The following is a 15,832-nucleotide window of genomic DNA, read 5'->3' on the forward strand; positions in this document are numbered from 1 at the left end:
CGTTGGTCGGATGTACGTCGCAGCCATAAAGGGGCAACTACCACCGTCGGTTCGCCGCACCACGGCCCGTCGATGCGCGGCTTCGCACCGTCGGGATCCAATGACCATTCTGTCCGCACAGCGGCCGTTCATGCTGAGCCTTTGATCGTCAATGCCTCCCGAAGAAACCCTCGGGAGGCCTTCCTCGCCCACCATCTATAATTACTGGACCGAACGACAGATTCTGCGATCGGACTACAACACAGAGTGCAAAGGGCTGCGCTTGCCATCGCGGGTTCGGAGCGGGTATCGTCGCGGCACCAGTAACAGGTGAGGCCGGTGCGGTTGGCCCGGCCCCCGCGATGCGGGTCCTTTCGCGCACCGGCGGTCCGGTTGTCGCGTCCCATGGTCCAGGCGCTTGCGCATGTCGCGCAGGCGGAGTGACAAGGACTTGCGACATGCAACAGCAGATTTCGGTGATCACCCTCGGCATCGGCGACCTCGAGAGGTCGAAGCGGTTCTACCGGGAAGGCTTCGGCTGGCACCCGGTTTTCGAGAACGCGGAGATCGCATTCTACCAGATGAACGGGTTCGTTTTCGGCACGTGGCTGCGGGCGGCGCTGGAGGAGGATGCGCGGAGCGGCGGGCTGGCCGCGCCGGGGGCGATGACGCTGGCCCATAACGTGGGGGACGCGGGCGAGGTGAGGCCGCTGATGGCGCGGCTGGTGGCGGCCGGGGCGCGGGTGCTGCGGAAGGCGGATGCGCCGCCGCAGGGCGGGGTGAGGGGCTATGTCGCCGATCCGGACGGGCATATCTGGGAGATCGCGTGGAACCCGGCCTGGCCGATCGACGCGGCGGGGCATGTGACGTTCGGCGTGTAGGGGAGGTGTGGGGCCGCGCCCGGGTCGGGGCGCGGCCCTTCGGCTCGGGCCTATGGCAGCCCGCAGGCCCGGCGGATGGCGATCTGGACCGGCGAGGGGGGCAGGGCCGGGTCGAAGGCGCCCGCCGGGCGCAAGGGGGGCTGGGCCATGAACCGGGGCGCCGTGCCGCGATGCGGCTGGGCGGCATGGACCAGGAAGGGATGGCAGAGATAGACCGTGCCGGCGGCGCCGGTGGCGAAAACGGTGTCGCAGCCCGCGCTGGAGGCGTAACCGTCGGCCGAAAGCTGCCGCAGGGTGGCGCCGGCCTCGCCATGGGGCAGAAGTTCGCGCGCGATGACGGCGTGGGAGCCCTTGCGGATCCGGGTGGGGGCATCATCCGCCCCGGTATCGGAGAGCAGGAACAGCATCAGCAGGGCGCGGTCGCGGCTCAGGATATTGGCGCGCCATTCCATGAAGTCGGGGATGTCGGTGCCGAAGCTGGCATCGATGTGCCACCCGTCGTCGCCGGGGCTTACGTCGGAGGGAAAGCGGATCGGAAAGGTGCCGAGGCCGTCCGGGCGTTGCCAGCGGCCGTGTCCCGCGAGACTGTCATAGGCCGCGTGCAGAGGCGGGGTGTTGGCCGCGGCGACGAAGGGCGGGGCGGACATCCAGCCAACGCGGATGACCGGCTCGGCCCAGGTTTCGGGCCGGTCGGGGGAGAGGCCGATCTCGGCCCATAGCGCCGTGCGGCAGTCGCGGGCGAGCGTGCTGTCGAAGGCGTCGGGGAGTTTCAAGAAGCCGTCGGTGATGAAGGTTTCGACCTGGTCCGGGGACAGGCCGGTTTTCGGGGATCGGGACATGTCATGTCTTCCTGTTCGGCGCGCATCCTGCGGCGCCGGTGTGATCTGTTCGGCGCCGGGGGCGCCTGCGACGAGGGTCGCTCAGACCAGGGGGAAGCGGGTGGACATGAACATCATGGGGATATGGCTATGCCGGCGCGGGGGAGAGGTCAAGCGGCGTGAGGGGCCACGAAAAAGGGCCGCGCCTGGTGGCGCGGCCCCGGATCCTTGCAAGGCGGGAGGCTTACTTGTCCTCGTCGTCGCCCTGGGCGTCTTCCTCGGGAAGCACGTCTTCGACCGCGTCGGCCAGGTCTTCATCGTCGGAGGCGGCGGAGCCGATATCGTCGAAGAGTTCCGCGATCTCGTAATCGGCGGCTTCCTCTTCCTCGGCGGCGACTTCCTGGATGGTCTTGCCGGAGGCCTGAAGCTCGGCCTCTTCCGTCGAGCGGGCGACGTTGACCTTGATGATCACCTCGACCTCGGGGTGCAGGGTGATCATGACCTCGTGCAGGCCGAGCTCCTTGATCGGGCCGCCCATGGCGACCTGCTTGCGGTCGATCGAGAAGCCTTCCTCGCAGACGGCGTCGGCGGCGTCACGGGTGGTGACGGAGCCGTAGAGCGCGCCGGAATCGGAGGCCTGGCGAATCACGACGAACTGTTTGCCGTCGAGGGTTTCGGCCAGTTTCTCGGCTTCCTTGCGGGTTTCGAGGTTGCGCGCCTCGAGCTGGGCCTTCTGGCCTTCGAACTGGGCGATGTTGGCCTCGGAAGCCGTCAGCGCCTTTTTCTGGGGCAGGAGGTAATTGCGGGCGAAGCCCGGTTTCACGTCGACGACTTCGCCCATCTGGCCAAGCTTGGCGACACGTTCGAGAAGGATGACTTGCATTGGTATTCCTCCTTACTTCACGGCGTAGGGCAGGAGCGCGAGGAAGCGGGCGCGCTTGATGGCGCGGGCCAGTTCACGCTGCTTCTTCGCCGAGACGGCGGTGATGCGCGAGGGCACGATCTTGCCGCGCTCGGAGATGTAGCGCTGCAGGAGACGGGTGTCCTTGTAGTCGATCTTGGGTGCATTCTCGCCCGAGAAGGGGCAGACCTTGCGGCGGCGGAAAAACGGTTTTGCGGCCATGGGTTAGTGTCCTTTCTTCAAGCTGATCAACGACGCTCGCGGCGGTCGCCGCGGTCTTCTTTCTTCTGCATCTGGATCGACGGGCCTTCTTCGTGGTCCTCGACCTTGATGGTCAGAACGCGCATGACGTCGTCATGCAGCCGCATCAGGCGCTCCATCTCGTGGACGGCCGGTGCCGGGGCATCGGTCTTGAGAAATGCGTAGTGGCCCTTGCGGTTCTTGTTGATCTTGTAGGCCATCGTCTTGACGCCCCAGTACTCGCTGTCGACGACCTTGCCGCCGTTGTCCGCGAGGACGGTGCTGAAATGTTCGACGAGACCCTCGGCCTGGGTATTGGACAGGTCCTGGCGCGAGATGAAAACATGCTCGTACAGCGGCATGTGAGCTCCACTTCTATCTGGGCGCATTTCAAAGGCGGGCCTTTTCATCCTTTCGCGGCCCATCCACGAGAGACTGCGCGGTTCATGCGTGATGCGAAAGGAATGCGGCCTATACGACGGATCGGCGGGCTTGGCAAGCGCCGGGGGACGTGCCGGGATTTTGCCCACGCGCCGCCCCATTGATGGCGCGATTGTCACGCAGGGTGCGGCGAGATGCAAACCCCCCGGAAGGACCCGACGCGATGACCGTCTTGCCCGATACCATGACCCAGTTCCAGGCCCATGAACGCCGCACCATGCAGCGCCAGCCGGTCGAGGTGGCCGAGGGGCCGGGCGTGCTGGCCGGACGGGTGGTGACGGGCGGTGCGGCGCTGGCGTTGATGGTGGCGGGGCTGGGGATTTGGCTGTTCCCGGCGCCGGATCACGCGGTGATGCTGGTCAAGCTGGGCGCGTCGCTGGCGATGGCCGGGACGGGGGCGGTGCTGTTGTCGGCGCTGAACGCGAGACAGGAGATGGCGCGGGTCGAGATCGACACGCAGCGCGACGAGATCCGGACCTATGACCGGGAATTGCGGGGGCAGGTGTACCTGACCGGGCGCTACCGGATGTCGGAGTTTGCCGAGATCCGGCTGAACAACCGGACCTTCTTTGCGCGCGACACGTCCGGGGCGCTGGTGGTGTCGGTGCCGGTGCGGGGGCGCAAGCAGGAGCGGGCGTTGCGCCGGGCGCTGGCGCTGGCCTGAGCGGCGCGGGCTGTTTTCGGTGTAAGGGATCGAAATCTTTGAAAGGTTTCGATCCGCTTTCTTTTCGGAAACCCTTGCAGAGGAGCCGTCCACAACTTGCAGCACCATGTGACCCCGCCGATGACCAGACTTCGTTACTCCTTGAAATAAGGGATAAAAGAAAGAAAGAACGCGACGAGGACAGATAGAACCAGAATGTATGCGTATCCCTGGTCAGCGCCAATTGCCACCATAACCACTATGAAAAAGGTCACCAGCGCTACGGCCGAGAGAAGCAAAAGTGCTCGGCTTTCACCGTTGATTTTGCGAATTCTTGCCCACCTCGCGATTGTCGGCAAGGAAATGAACGGCCAAAAGAAGTTGTACAAGTCATAAGGAGGGCGGCTAAAAAAACCTACAGAATAGAACATTAAGAATGCAGCAGCAGTAAACCCCAACACCAGTAATGCCGTTCTAAGGGACGACCCCATGAGCATTAACATAAAACCGTGCTTTTGGTATGCTTCGTCTACATTTAACCGGGTCGCTTCGACAATCTTGTTGCCCTGCACGTTACCGCCTCCTCGTGTTCGTCACGCTTTCCGTTACTTTCTTCACCCCGAATATCATTCATAGAGACCTCGGCGAAGCATTGAGGAGTCTTCTGCCCACCTGCGAGCGTGGCGTGCGTTTGGCCGAGGTCGTTTTCAAGAAAGCGGCGTGCACAGGCCGAGTGTTCGTTTCTCCACACGATCTGTTGATTACCGTCGGATTGATCGGTCGCGTACAGGGGTTACTCTGTGTGGCACGACCGATATGACACATTGTAACAGGAGTTACGCGATGAAGACGACACTGATGGCCGCAGCAATGGCCTTCGCGGCCACCGGCGCCGTTGCCGCCCCCGAGGCTTACAAGCTCGATCCGAGCCACAGCCAGGTGGTGTTCAGCTACGAGCACCTCGGCTATTCCACGACCTACGGGATGTTCTCGGGCTTCGAGGGCGAGATCATGTTCGACCAGGAAGACCCGGCGAATTCGTCGGTCGAGGTGTCGATGCCGGTGCGCTCGATGCTGACCGGCTGGGAGAAGCGGTTCGATCACTTCATGTCGGACGATTTCTTCGGCGCGGCCGATGGCGACATGATCACCTTCACCTCCACCGGCATCGAGGTGACGGGCGAGGATACGGCGAAGATCACCGGCGACCTGACGATCGGCGACACGACGCAGGAAGTGGTGCTGGACGCGACGCTGAACCAGGCGGGCGATCACCCGATGGAAGGCAAGGCCTGGGCCGGGTTCGACGCAACGGCGACGGTGCTGCGCTCGGATTTCGGGCTGGAGAAATTCGCGCCCAACGTGAGCGACGAGGTCCAGGTGATGATCTCGATCGAGGCCGGCAAGGCGGAGTGAGCCTTTCACGGTTTTGAGAATGGAGGGCCGCCGGGGGAACCTGGCGGCCTTTTTCTGTTTCGGTTCGGTTAATCGCGCCGGGCAGCGGCCGTCCGCGGGTGGGCGCGCCGACAGGGGTGTTGGTTGATTTATGGTTCGGACCACCTCTGACGATTGTTCTGCATGGTGTCGTTGCAGAAGCGCCCGCCCGTCACGCCGAAGGCGTGCCGCCTAAAGTGGCGCACCTCTGGTGCGACGGGCGGACGGGCGCTGCCCGGCGGTGCGCCTTTGGCGCACCTTGATTCCGGGCGGGGTAGGCTTAGCCCGTCACCGGCGTGCGCACCCAGAGCAGCACCGCCAGGGCGATCAGCAGGCCGAGCCAGATGCCGCCATTGACCAGCGTGGAGCGGCGGGCCTGTTTCTTTTCGAACCATGTGCGGGGCGTGATGCCGCGGGAGAGCATGACGACCTGCGCCGCGAGGTTGACGCAGGCGACGTTGACGCAGAGGAGCAGCAGGGCGCCGAGGGCGTAGGCGGGAAGCCCTGCACCGAGGAAGAGGCCGATGGCGGCGGTGGGGGGCAGGAGCGCCACGGCGACCATCACGCCGACAAGCGCCGAGGAGAGGCCGGTGACGAGCGAGAGCGCCGCGGCGGCGCCGGAGGCGAGCGCGATGGCCATGCCGTCGAAGCCCACCTGCGTGCGCGACATCAGTTCCTTTGACGAGGCATCGACCGGCCAGACCGCGCCGATCAGCAGGCTAAGCCCGAGCGCCACGGCGATGCCGGCGGCGTTGGTGGTGATGGCGCGGGCCATGAGCTTGCCGTCACCAAGCGCCACGCCCACGGCCAGCGCGAGGTTGGGGCCGAGAAGCGGCGCGATCACCATGGCGCCCACGACGACGGCGACGTTGTCGGCGATCATGCCGAAGGCCGCGACCACGGTGGAGAGGACCACGAAGACGATGTAGTTGCGGTCGGTCTGGGCCTGTTTCCAGACGTTGTTGTAGATCTCCTCGCGCGACTGGCCGCCGCGGTGTTTGCGGGCGTCCTTCTTGGCGGCTTCCTTCTCTTCCTCCTCCTTCTCCTTTTCGGGGAAGGGGATGGTGGTTTCCACGGGCAGGAGGGTGATGCGCCAGCCCTCGCGCCCGCCCATGAGGGATTGGAGGCGGTCGAGCAGGGCCTGTCGCGTGTCCTGCGTGGCGAGGATGTGGACGCAGACGTGATTGGTGTTGTGGAGGTCGGCCTGGGCCGTGGTGGAGAGCGCCTCGTGCTCCTCGGCCTGCCGGAGGATATCCGGCAGGGCGTCTTTCGGAGCGGAGACGATGATCTGGCGCAGGCTCATGGCGCCAAGTGTTAGCGCAAGCCTGCGCCGGGGTCACGGGCGTTTGGCGGTCAGGTCGAAGGATATGTCGACGGTGAAGCCGAGGGTGCCTTCGTCCTTGGTGCCGAGGCCGATGTTGAAATCGCGGCGGTCGACGGAGAGGGCGCCCTGGGCGGTGGCGGTGTCGCCGTCTATGGCGAGGGTGAAGGGGAGTTCGACCGGAACGGACTGGTCCTTGATGGTGAGGGTGCCGTCGGCGACGTGGCCATCGCCTTCGGCGAGGATATCGGCGGTGAAGGTCGCGGTGGGGTGGGTTTCGGCGGCGAAATAGTCGGGGCCCATGGCCTGATCGGTGACGGAGCCGAGGGTGAGGGAGGGGATGGAGACGGTGACGGTGACATTGCCGTGCTTGCCGTCGGCGTCGGGTTCCTCGGAATAGGCGATCTCGGCCGTCCAGTCGGCGAAGGTGCCGGAGACGACGGAGCCCATTTGAGAGACGGTGATGTCGAGCGTGCCCTCCTGTACCTGCCAGTCGCTTTCCACGGCTTCAAGTGCCGCGGTTTCGGCGCCGGTTTCGTGCTCGTGCGAGAAGAATCCCGCCGCGGCGCCGCCCCCGATGGCGATGGCCCAGACGGCAAGGGCGGTGACGAAGGGCAGGGCGTGGCCCGGTTGGCGGTCGGTCGGTGTGGCGGTGGTGCGGCCCGGGAGCATGCGGCGCAGGGTGGCGTCGCGGTCGATGACATGGTGCTTGAGGGCGCCGAGGATGTGGAGGGTGACGGCGCCGATCAGCACCCATTGCAGGATGTAATGCAGGGTGGCGCTGGTCTGGGCCACGCCTTCATCCTTGGGCACGAAGGGGAGGGTCTGGCCGAAGGGCCACCAGATGGGGGCGAAGCCCGAGGTGGCGGCGTGGTGGACCCAGCCGGTGAGGGGAACCAGAACGAGGGAGCCGTAGAGCAGCCAGTGGACGGTGGAGGCGAGCCATGCCTCGGCCGGCTTGTCGCCGTTGAGGAGCTTGGGGTGGGGCTGAATGACCGCCCAGAGGATGCGGAGGAGGGCCACGACAAAGATGGTGACGCCGATCGTCTTGTGCAGCGAGAAAAGGAGGGCGGCGCGGGCGGTGTCGGCCTCGGTCGTGGCGATGTCGGGGTTGCGGACCGCGTGGGCGAGGTCGTTGGCGATCAGCCCGAGGGGGATGATCGTCAGGATCAGCAGCGCGGTGAGCCAGTGGAAGCCCTTGGCGATGGCGCCGTAGCTGTGGGTGGTGTTGGCGTAGGGCATGGGGGATCCGGTATCCGAGTTGGGTTCGCGGCAGAGAGTAGGCCCGCGTGGGGCCAGCACAACAGGAAATGGCGCACAGCGTCGGTGCGCGGGGTGAGGGGCGTTGCCTCTGCCCGGCGGGCACGGTATCCGGGGGGAACGATTTGGAGGGGACTGAAGATATGAGCCGAGCATTCGTATTTCCCGGGCAGGGGGCGCAGAGCATTGGCATGGGGCGCGAGCTGGCCGAGGCCTATCCGGCGGCGAAGGCCGTGTTCGACGAGGTGGACGAGGCGCTGGGCGAGAAGCTGAGCGCGCTGATCTGGGAGGGGGAGGCCGACGAGCTGACCCTGACGCAGAACGCGCAGCCGGCGCTGATGGCCACGTCGCTGGCGGCGATGCGGGCGCTGGAGGCCGAGGGTGTGAGCGTGGAGGCGGCCGGCATGGTGGCCGGGCATTCGCTGGGCGAGTATTCGGCTTTGGCCGCGGCGGGCGCGCTGAGCGTGGCGGACACGGCGCGGTTGCTGCGGACGAGGGGCCGGGCGATGCAGGAGGCGGTGCCGGTGGGCGTGGGCGCGATGGCGGCTTTGCTGGGCATGGACCTGGAAGGCGCAAGGGCGCTGGCGGCGGATGCGGCCGAGGGGCAGGTCTTGCAGGCCGCGAATGACAACGACCCGAGCCAGGTGGTGATTTCCGGGCATAAAGAGGCCGTGGAACGGGCCGTGGAGATGGCCAAGGAGCGGGGTGCGAAGCGCGCCATGCTGCTGCCGGTGAGCGCGCCGTTTCATTGCGCGCTGATGGAGCCCGCCGCGAAGGTGATGGAAGAGGCGCTGGCCGGGGTGGAGATCGCCGCGCCGAAAGTGCCGCTGGTGGCCAATGTTCGGGCCGGGGCGGTGAGCGACCCGGACGAGATCAGGCGGTTGCTGGTGGAACAGGTGACGGGCTCTGTCCGGTGGCGCGAGTCGGTGGAGTTCATGAGCCGTGAGGGTGTCACGGAAGTCTGGGAGATCGGGGCCGGGAAGGCGCTGAGCGGGATGATCCGGCGGATCGACAAGGAGATTGCCTGCCGCGCCGTCGGGGCGCCGGCGGATGTGAGTGCGGCGGCGGAGAGCTTGCGGGGCTGAGGCCCGTGTCAATGGATGAACAGGGAGCTATAGATGTTTGATCTGACGGGAAAATGCGCGCTGGTGACGGGTGCCTCGGGCGGGATCGGCGGGGCGATTGCCAAGGCGCTGCACGGCGCGGGGGCGACGGTGGCGCTGAGCGGCACGCGGGTCGAGCCGCTGGAGGCGCTGGCGGGGGAGCTGGGGGAGCGGGCGCATGTGCTGCCCTGCAACCTGGGCGATCCGCAGGCGGTCGATTCGCTGCCGAAACAGGCGATCGAGGCGATGGGGGGCCTGGATATTCTTGTGAACAACGCGGGCGTGACGCGCGACCAGCTGTTCATGCGGATGTCGGACGAGGACTGGCAGACGGTGCTGGACGTGAACCTGACCGCGACGATGCGGCTGTGCCGGGCCGTGGTGCGGCCGATGATGAAGGCGCGCTGGGGCCGGATCGTGAATATCAGCTCGGTCGTGGGCACCACCGGCAATGCGGGGCAGGTGAACTATGCCGCCTCGAAGGCGGGCATGGTGGGGATGACCAAGTCGATCGCCCACGAGGTGGCGAGCCGCGGCATCACCGCGAATGCCGTGGCGCCCGGTTTCATCGCCACCGCGATGACCGACAAGCTGTCGGATGCGCAGAAGGAGGCGATCAATACGCAGATTCCCGCCGCGCGCATGGGCACGCCCGAGGAAATCGCCGCCGCGGTGCTATATCTAGCCAGTCCGGAGGCCGGATATGTCACCGGCGCGACCTTGCATGTGAACGGCGGAATGGCCATGATTTAGAGCGCCGTGGCTTGTAATTTCGCCGGTAAACCCCAGTTCGGGAAAACATTTGCCAATCGCGCGCCATGTGCTATAGGCGGCGCAGTTTCGAACCGGGGGCGGGCAGATGACCTGCCGGCCGACGCCCGTGATGGACGGGCCGAATGAACCGCCCAGAGGGGCACAACCGAAGGCCGCTTCCCGGTGCGGGCAGGGGCGGAAAACGGGCCAGAGCGCCCGAGACAAGATGAGGAACGAAAACATGAGCGATATCGCAGACCGCGTGAAAAAGATCGTTGTCGAGCACCTTGGCGTGGAAGAGGACAAGGTGACCGAGAACGCTTCGTTCATCGACGATCTGGGCGCGGACAGCCTCGACACGGTCGAATTGGTCATGGCCTTCGAAGAAGAATTCGGCATCGAGATTCCCGATGACGCCGCCGAAACGATCCAGACCTTCGGCGACGCGGTCAAGTTCATCAGCGAAGCCCAGTAAGCCACCCGGCTTACCGCAGGAACGCAGGCCCCCGCCCGGAATGGCGGGGGCCTTTTGCATGGGGCGGTGACGGGACGAAGACCGGGTGGACCGGTCCCGGTGCCGCGCTATTTGATGCCTCGAGGCCGCTTACGGGGCCCATCATGCCGATTTGGAGATATACCCGAATTCGCATAGACTTCATTTTCCCCGCCGACCGCCGAGCCGGGCGGGACAAGCCGAATCAAAAGGGCTGAAACCATGATTATCTATCCCACTCTGGAATTGTATAACGGCAAGGTCGTCTCGCTGACGCGGGGGCGGCTGGAAGAGCCGGTGATCTGGCATGTCGACCCGATCGAGACCGTCAAGTCGTTCGCCGCGCAGGGCGCGTCGTGGGTGCATGTCACCGACATCAACGCGCTGGCCGGGGAAGGTGACAACAACGAGCTGCTGGAGGCGATCATCCGCGCCGCCGGCATTCCGGTGCAGCTTGGCGGCGGGTTCCGGTCGCGCGACGGGGTCACCCGCTGGATCGACAAGGGCGCCGGGCGGATCGTGATCGGCACCATGGCCGCGCATGACCCCGACCTGGTGAAGGAACTGGCGAAGTATCACCCCGACCAGATCGTGCTGGCCGTGGACATCTTCGACGGCTCGGTGATGACCGAGGGCTGGCGGACGCGCAGCGCCTTCGTGCCGGAGACTTTCGTGGCGGCCTTCGAGGAGGCGCCGCTGGCCGGGATCATCGTCACCGATATCGACGCGGATATCGAGGATACCGACGGCAGTCTCGGGGTGATTTCCGGGCTGGCGAAGGAAACCCGCCACAACGTGATCGCACGTGGCACGGTGCGCAGCGCCGATGACGTGGCACGGCTGAAATACATCCCCAACATTGCCGGCACGCTGATCGGGCGGGCCCTGCTTTCCAAGGATGTGGACCTCAAGCGCGCGCTGGAGATCGCGGCCGCCGAGGGCGAGCCCGTCGCGGAATTCCAGTAGGCTTCGGGATGCGGAAAACGGAGGGGCGCCGACGTGGGCGCCCCTTTTTCGTTGGGCTTGCCCCTTGGGGGCAAGGCACGGTATGAGCAGCGGACAGAGTTGAGAAAGGGCATAGGTATGCGTCGTGTCGTCGTCACAGGTCTGGGACTGGTTACGCCTTTGGCGGATGGGGTCGAGGAAAGCTGGAAGCGCATACTGGACGGTCAGTCCGGGGCAGGCCCGATCCAGAAATTCGATGCCAGCCGGGTGATCACCAAATATGCCTGCGAAGTCCCCTATGGCGACGGGAGCGACGGGACGTTCAACCCCGACGCCTATCTCGAGCCCAAGGAGCAGCGGAAGGTCGACGATTTCATCCTGTACGGGATGGCCGCCGCCGACCAGGCGGTGAAGGATGCCGGCTGGACGCCCGAGGACGAGGAAAGCCGGCTGCGCACCGGCGTGATGATCGGCTCGGGGATCGGCGGGCTGCGTTCGATCGAGCAGACCACGCTTCTGATGCACGAGAAGGGGCCCAAACGGGTGTCGCCCTTCTTCATTCCCGGCGCGCTGATCAACCTTGTCAGCGGGCAGGTGGGCATTCGCTATGGCTTCAAGGGTCCGAACCATTCGGTGGTGACCGCCTGTTCGACGGGCGCGCACGCCATCGGCGATGCCGCGCGACTGATCCAGCATGGCGATGCCGAGGTGATGATCGCGGGCGGGGCGGAATCGGCCATCTGCGAGATCGGGATTGCCGGGTTCAACGCCTGCAAGGCGCTGTCGACCAAGCGCGAGGACGACCCCAAGGCCGCGAGCCGCCCTTATGACGTGGACCGGGACGGGTTCGTCATGGGCGAGGGCGCGGGCGTGGTCGTGCTCGAGGAATACGAGCACGCCAAGGCGCGGGGTGCCAAGATCTATGCCGAGGTGCTGGGATATGGCCTGTCGGGCGATGCCTATCACATCACCGCGCCGAGCGAGGATGGCGATGGCGGGTTCCGGGCGATGCAGGCGGCGCTGCGCAATGGCGGGCTCGATGCGTCGGAAGTGGATTACATCAACGCGCACGGCACATCGACCATGGCCGACACGATCGAGCTGAAGGCCGTCGAGCGGCTGTTGGGCAACGCGGCGAGCAAGGCGACGATGAGTTCGACCAAGTCGTCGACCGGGCACCTGCTGGGGGCGGCGGGCGCGATCGAGGCGATCTTCTCGATCCTGGCGATCCGCGACCAGGTGGCGCCGCCGACCATCAACCTCGACAACCCGGCGGTGGAGACGCCGCTTGACCTGGCGCCCAATGCCAAGCGGGAGCGGAAGATCAACGTGGTGATGTCGAACAGCTTCGGCTTTGGCGGCACCAACGCGTCGGTCGTGATGGGAGCGCCGCGCTGATGTGGCGGAACATTGCGTCGAATTTCCTGACGTTCCTGGTTGTCCTGGTGTTCCTCGTTGCGGGGGTGATCCTGTGGGGGCAGAACGCGTATAACGCGGCCGGGCCGCTGGAGAGTTCGATCTGCCTGCGGGTGGACCGGGGCAGCAACATGCGGCGGGTGTCGGCAGACCTCGAGGAGCGGGGCGCCGTGAGCAGCAGCACGATCTTCCGGATCGGGGCGGATTACACCGGCAAGGATGGCTCGCTAAAGGCCGGGAGCTGGCTGATCCCCGAGGGGGCGACGATGGCCGAGATCACCGACCTGGTGACCCGCGGCGGGGCGAGCACCTGTGGCACGGAAGTGGTCTACCGGATCGGGGTGACGCAGGTGCAGGCGCAGGTGCGCGAGCTGGACCCGGATACGGAGGCCTATCGCGAGGTCGTGGAGTTCGACCTGCTGGGCGAGGCGGAGAAGCCCGGGGAATATACCGAGGTGGTGTCGCAGGATGACACGCGGTTCCGGATCAACATCGCCGAGGGCGTCACGAGCTGGCAGATCGTCACCGCGCTGAACGCCGTGGAGGTGATGGAGGGCGAGGTCGAGGGCGTGCCGCCCGAGGGGAGCCTTGCGCCCTACAGCTACGAGGTGGAGCGCGGCGACGGGCGGGCCGAGCTGCTGGCGCGGATGAAGGAGATCCAGAAGACGCGGCTGGCCGCGGCCTGGGAGGCGCGGGACGACGACCTGCCGCTGGAAGACCCGGCCGACGTGCTGATCCTGGCCTCGATCATCGAGAAGGAAACCGGTGTTCCGGACGAGCGCGGGCAGGTGGCCAGCGTGTTCGTGAACCGGCTGCGGCGGGGGATGCGGCTTCAGACCGACCCGACGGTGATCTATGGCATCACCAAGGGCGAGGGGGTTCTGGGCCGGGGCCTCCGGCAGAGCGAGCTTCGGCAGGCGACGCCTTACAATACCTACGTTATTCAAGGGTTGCCGCCGACGCCGATCGCCAACCCGGGCGAGGCGAGCCTGATGGCCGCGGTGCAGCCGGCGGAGACGGATTACGTGTTCTTCGTGGCCGATGGTTCGGGCGGGCACGCCTTTGCCGAGACGCTGGACGAGCATAACGAGAACGTGGCCCGCTGGCGCGCGCTGGAAGCGCAGCAGCAGAACCAGTAGGCGGATCAGGCCGGGCGCGAGGGCGCCCGGCCTGCGCGTCAAACCTTAAGAAAATGTAATTATTACGGGCGCTTGGGTTGCATGGCTCAGGCGCTTTTCATTGACATTTGCAGTTCATGCAAGTATAGGTTGTGCTTGCGTGCCGATGGGCCAGGGGGACCGGGACGAAAGCTGCAGGTCATAATCAGCGAGCGTCGCCCGCCCGGAAATGAGCGCGCCTTGCGAGCGGTGAAACATGATTCTGATAACACGGGACGACGGGCCTTCGGGCCTGGCGGCCTCGGTCGGGCTGATCGAACGCCAGATGGCGGAGATGCGGGCCGAGCTGGAGGCAATTCACGCACGGATCAGGGATGGTGAGCTGGAGGGCATCAGGGATGCTTCCCGGATCACGGCCGATATCCGGCACTGGTTGAAACTTGCACTGGAAGCGGAGGTGCAATTTGCAAAGTTCAAAGAGAAAGACAACGGGATCGTGCGGGATTACGCCCTCGATTTCACGGAAGCCAGAGAGTCCATCCGGGGCCGCCTGGCTCGTCTCGGAAGGGGCTGAGGTTCAGGCAGAGTTTCTCGACAGCCTGAGCGACGGGGAGATCCTGGCGCTGCCCTACCTGTTCGAGTTCTGGGCGATGGCGCACCAGGTGGCACCGACGGGCGACTGGCGGGCCTGGGTGGCGATGGGCGGGCGCGGGGCGGGCAAGACCCGCGCCGGGGCCGAATGGGTGCGGGCGCAGGTGGAGGGCGCCAAGCCGCTCGACAAGTGGCGGTGCCGGCGGGTGGCGCTGGTGGCCGAGACGGTGGACCAGGCGCGCGACGTGATGGTGTTCGGCGAGAGCGGCATCCTGGCCTGTTCGCCGCCCGACCGGCGGCCGGAGTGGCAGGCGACGCGGCGGCGGCTGGTCTGGCCCAACGGGGCGGTGGCGCAGGTGTTCTCGGCCAGTGAGCCGGAGAGCTTGCGGGGGCCGCAGTTCGATTGCGCCTGGGCCGACGAGCTGGCCAAGTGGAAGAAGGGGCGCGATGCGTGGGACATGCTGCAGTTCGCGCTGCGGCTGGGGGAGAGGCCGCAGGTTTGCGTTACGACGACGCCGCGGAACGTGGGCGTGTTGAAGGAGCTGCTGGCGCGGGAGAGCACGGTGGTGACGAGCGCGCCGACGGAGGCCAACGCGGCGAACCTTGCGGCGTCGTTCCTGCGGGAGGTCGAGGCGCGCTATGCCGGTACACGGCTGGGGCGGCAGGAGCTGGAGGGCGTGTTGCTGGAGGACGTGGAGAATGCGCTCTGGACGTCGCGCGGGCTGGAGCAGGCCCGGGTGCCGGTGTTGCCCGATCTCGACCGGGTGGTCGTGGCGGTGGATCCGCCGGTGACGGGCAAGGCGGGCTCGGACGCCTGCGGGATCGTGGTGGCGGGCGCGGTGACGCGGGGGCCGGTGCAGAACTGGAAGGCCTACGTGCTGGCTGATTGCACGGTTTCTGCCGCCAGCCCGTCGACCTGGGCCAAGGCGGCGATCCGGGCGATGGAGCGGTTCGGGGCGGACCGGCTGGTGGCCGAGGTGAACCAGGGCGGGGATTTGGTGACGGAGGTGATCCGGCAGGTCGACCCGATGGTGCCGGTGAAGCAGGTCCATGCGAGCCGGGGGAAGGCCGCGCGGGCGGAGCCGGTGGCGGCGCTCTACGAGCAGGGGCGGGTGCATCATTGCGGCGACCTGGGGGCGCTGGAGGACCAGATGTGCGCGATGACGGCGCAGGGGTTCGACGGCAAGGGCAGCCCGGATCGGGTGGATGCGCTGGTCTGGGCGCTGACCGAGCTGATCGTGGAGCCGGCGGCGAAATGGCGGCAGCCGCAGGTGCGGGCGGTGTGAAGTCGTTAACAGGTGAAGTGATTGGGGCGGGGCGCTGATGTGCTCCGCCCTTTTTCGATTCCGGTGCGGAGACGCGGATCGCTGGGCCGTGGTGCGGCGAACCGACATCCGCGGAAGGCAATTTATCCCTGCCAAGTACATCGAACATTCGAGTGTGCCACTTCGATTGCAAAATCGCCGTGCCGTGGGAACGGCCCTGCGATGCGCGG

Annotated in this window: 18 protein-coding genes; 11 read left to right on the top strand and 7 right to left on the bottom strand. The window is 66.2% G+C overall.

Translation table 11 applies throughout. The annotated features are described in order from the left end of the window. Positions 1–437 precede the first annotated feature (437 nt). A complete protein-coding gene (locus ACO07J_RS07080) occupies positions 438–860 on the top strand; it encodes a VOC family protein (RefSeq protein WP_422027638.1) in 423 nt (140 codons plus the stop codon). Between the two features lie 50 nt (positions 861–910). Here the strand turns inward: ACO07J_RS07080 and ACO07J_RS07085 are convergent, their stop codons facing one another. The 4 genes from ACO07J_RS07085 to rpsF all read right to left on the bottom strand — a co-directional run bounded on the left by ACO07J_RS07085 (position 911) and on the right by rpsF (position 3,181). Then, entirely contained in the window at positions 911–1,699 is a 789-nt protein-coding gene (locus ACO07J_RS07085) for a phytanoyl-CoA dioxygenase family protein (protein WP_422027640.1), read from the bottom strand. 223 nt (positions 1,700–1,922) lie between these two features. Continuing rightward, on the bottom strand, positions 1,923–2,561 hold the full coding sequence (gene rplI / locus ACO07J_RS07090; protein ID WP_300892373.1) for a 50S ribosomal protein L9: 639 nt from the start codon (positions 2,559–2,561) through the stop codon (positions 1,923–1,925). A 12-nt stretch (positions 2,562–2,573) separates the two neighbouring features. Continuing rightward, positions 2,574–2,801, bottom strand: coding sequence for a 30S ribosomal protein S18 (gene rpsR / locus ACO07J_RS07095; RefSeq protein ID WP_005608650.1), 228 nt, complete (start codon positions 2,799–2,801; stop codon positions 2,574–2,576). Between the two features lie 26 nt (positions 2,802–2,827). Continuing rightward, complete coding sequence (rpsF, locus tag ACO07J_RS07100) at positions 2,828–3,181, bottom strand: 30S ribosomal protein S6 (RefSeq protein ID WP_422027643.1); 354 nt, start codon at positions 3,179–3,181, stop codon at positions 2,828–2,830. 242 nt (positions 3,182–3,423) lie between these two features. Here rpsF and ACO07J_RS07105 point away from each other — a divergent pair, with 242 nt between their 5' ends. After that, on the top strand, positions 3,424–3,924 hold the full coding sequence (locus tag ACO07J_RS07105) for a hypothetical protein (RefSeq protein ID WP_422027645.1): 501 nt from the start codon (positions 3,424–3,426) through the stop codon (positions 3,922–3,924). 134 nt (positions 3,925–4,058) lie between these two features. On the opposite strand, the gene ACO07J_RS07110 is transcribed toward ACO07J_RS07105, so the two are convergent. Beyond that, entirely contained in the window at positions 4,059–4,475 is a 417-nt protein-coding gene (locus ACO07J_RS07110; RefSeq protein ID WP_422027647.1) for a hypothetical protein, read from the bottom strand. A gap of 271 nt (positions 4,476–4,746) precedes the next feature. Here ACO07J_RS07110 and ACO07J_RS07115 point away from each other — a divergent pair, with 271 nt between their 5' ends. Next, positions 4,747–5,319 carry a YceI family protein gene (locus tag ACO07J_RS07115; RefSeq protein WP_422027649.1) on the top strand — a complete coding sequence of 191 codons (573 nt, stop codon included), beginning with the start codon at positions 4,747–4,749 and terminating at the stop codon, positions 5,317–5,319. Positions 5,320–5,617: 298 nt separating this feature from the next. On the opposite strand, the gene ACO07J_RS07120 is transcribed toward ACO07J_RS07115, so the two are convergent. Beyond that, the gene (locus ACO07J_RS07120; RefSeq protein ID WP_422027651.1) at positions 5,618–6,640 is read right to left on the bottom strand and encodes a TIGR00341 family protein; all 1,023 of its coding nucleotides are present in this window, start codon (positions 6,638–6,640) and stop codon (positions 5,618–5,620) included. Between the two features lie 33 nt (positions 6,641–6,673). Further along, positions 6,674–7,900 (bottom strand): cytochrome b/b6 domain-containing protein, encoded by a 1,227-nt coding sequence (locus ACO07J_RS07125; RefSeq protein WP_422027653.1) that lies wholly within the window; start codon positions 7,898–7,900, stop codon positions 6,674–6,676. A gap of 161 nt (positions 7,901–8,061) precedes the next feature. Between ACO07J_RS07125 and fabD the strand changes: the two genes are divergently transcribed. From fabD to ACO07J_RS07165, 8 genes are all read left to right on the top strand, one after another. Next, the gene (gene fabD, locus ACO07J_RS07130; RefSeq protein ID WP_422027655.1) at positions 8,062–9,003 is read left to right on the top strand and encodes an ACP S-malonyltransferase; all 942 of its coding nucleotides are present in this window, start codon (positions 8,062–8,064) and stop codon (positions 9,001–9,003) included. Positions 9,004–9,036: 33 nt separating this feature from the next. Next, positions 9,037–9,774, top strand: a complete 738-nt coding sequence (fabG, locus tag ACO07J_RS07135) for a 3-oxoacyl-[acyl-carrier-protein] reductase (RefSeq protein WP_350124850.1) — start codon at positions 9,037–9,039, stop codon at positions 9,772–9,774. 241 nt (positions 9,775–10,015) lie between these two features. Next, positions 10,016–10,249 (top strand): acyl carrier protein, encoded by a 234-nt coding sequence (locus ACO07J_RS07140; RefSeq protein ID WP_057819526.1) that lies wholly within the window; start codon positions 10,016–10,018, stop codon positions 10,247–10,249. 240 nt (positions 10,250–10,489) lie between these two features. Continuing rightward, complete coding sequence (locus ACO07J_RS07145; RefSeq protein WP_422027658.1) at positions 10,490–11,233, top strand: 1-(5-phosphoribosyl)-5-[(5-phosphoribosylamino)methylideneamino] imidazole-4-carboxamide isomerase; 744 nt, start codon at positions 10,490–10,492, stop codon at positions 11,231–11,233. Between the two features lie 117 nt (positions 11,234–11,350). Then, entirely contained in the window at positions 11,351–12,610 is a 1,260-nt protein-coding gene (gene fabF, locus ACO07J_RS07150; protein WP_422027660.1) for a beta-ketoacyl-ACP synthase II, read from the top strand. Beyond that, positions 12,610–13,767, top strand: coding sequence for an endolytic transglycosylase MltG (gene mltG, locus ACO07J_RS07155; RefSeq protein WP_422027662.1), 1,158 nt, complete (start codon positions 12,610–12,612; stop codon positions 13,765–13,767). Before fabF ends, mltG begins: the two co-directional genes overlap by 1 nt. Positions 13,768–14,002: 235 nt before the next feature. Further along, the gene (locus ACO07J_RS07160; RefSeq protein ID WP_422027664.1) at positions 14,003–14,320 is read left to right on the top strand and encodes a hypothetical protein; all 318 of its coding nucleotides are present in this window, start codon (positions 14,003–14,005) and stop codon (positions 14,318–14,320) included. A gap of 43 nt (positions 14,321–14,363) precedes the next feature. Further along, complete coding sequence (locus ACO07J_RS07165; RefSeq protein WP_422029727.1) at positions 14,364–15,623, top strand: DNA-packaging protein; 1,260 nt, start codon at positions 14,364–14,366, stop codon at positions 15,621–15,623. The last annotated feature ends 209 nt before the right edge of the window (positions 15,624–15,832 follow it).

Source organism: Roseovarius sp., from assembly GCF_965228755.1.
Lineage (GTDB): Bacteria > Pseudomonadota > Alphaproteobacteria > Rhodobacterales > Rhodobacteraceae > Roseovarius.

Bases quoted from the DNA above. Each gene is read 5' to 3' on its own strand.
- ACO07J_RS07080 (WP_422027638.1), top strand. From the start codon at position 438: ATGCAACAGCAGATTTCGGTGATCACCCTCGGCATCGGCGACCTCGAG.
- ACO07J_RS07085 (WP_422027640.1), bottom strand. From the start codon at position 1,699: ATGTCCCGATCCCCGAAAACCGGCCTGTCCCCGGACCAGGTCGAAACC.
- rplI (WP_300892373.1), bottom strand. From the start codon at position 2,561: ATGCAAGTCATCCTTCTCGAACGTGTCGCCAAGCTTGGCCAGATGGGC.
- rpsR (WP_005608650.1), bottom strand. From the start codon at position 2,801: ATGGCCGCAAAACCGTTTTTCCGCCGCCGCAAGGTCTGCCCCTTCTCG.
- rpsF (WP_422027643.1), bottom strand. From the start codon at position 3,181: ATGCCGCTGTACGAGCATGTTTTCATCTCGCGCCAGGACCTGTCCAAT.
- ACO07J_RS07105 (WP_422027645.1), top strand. From the start codon at position 3,424: ATGACCGTCTTGCCCGATACCATGACCCAGTTCCAGGCCCATGAACGC.
- ACO07J_RS07115 (WP_422027649.1), top strand. From the start codon at position 4,747: ATGAAGACGACACTGATGGCCGCAGCAATGGCCTTCGCGGCCACCGGC.
- ACO07J_RS07120 (WP_422027651.1), bottom strand. From the start codon at position 6,640: ATGAGCCTGCGCCAGATCATCGTCTCCGCTCCGAAAGACGCCCTGCCG.
- ACO07J_RS07125 (WP_422027653.1), bottom strand. From the start codon at position 7,900: ATGCCCTACGCCAACACCACCCACAGCTACGGCGCCATCGCCAAGGGC.
- fabD (WP_422027655.1), top strand. From the start codon at position 8,062: ATGAGCCGAGCATTCGTATTTCCCGGGCAGGGGGCGCAGAGCATTGGC.
- fabG (WP_350124850.1), top strand. From the start codon at position 9,037: ATGTTTGATCTGACGGGAAAATGCGCGCTGGTGACGGGTGCCTCGGGC.
- ACO07J_RS07140 (WP_057819526.1), top strand. From the start codon at position 10,016: ATGAGCGATATCGCAGACCGCGTGAAAAAGATCGTTGTCGAGCACCTT.
- ACO07J_RS07145 (WP_422027658.1), top strand. From the start codon at position 10,490: ATGATTATCTATCCCACTCTGGAATTGTATAACGGCAAGGTCGTCTCG.
- fabF (WP_422027660.1), top strand. From the start codon at position 11,351: ATGCGTCGTGTCGTCGTCACAGGTCTGGGACTGGTTACGCCTTTGGCG.
- mltG (WP_422027662.1), top strand. From the start codon at position 12,610: ATGTGGCGGAACATTGCGTCGAATTTCCTGACGTTCCTGGTTGTCCTG.
- ACO07J_RS07160 (WP_422027664.1), top strand. From the start codon at position 14,003: ATGATTCTGATAACACGGGACGACGGGCCTTCGGGCCTGGCGGCCTCG.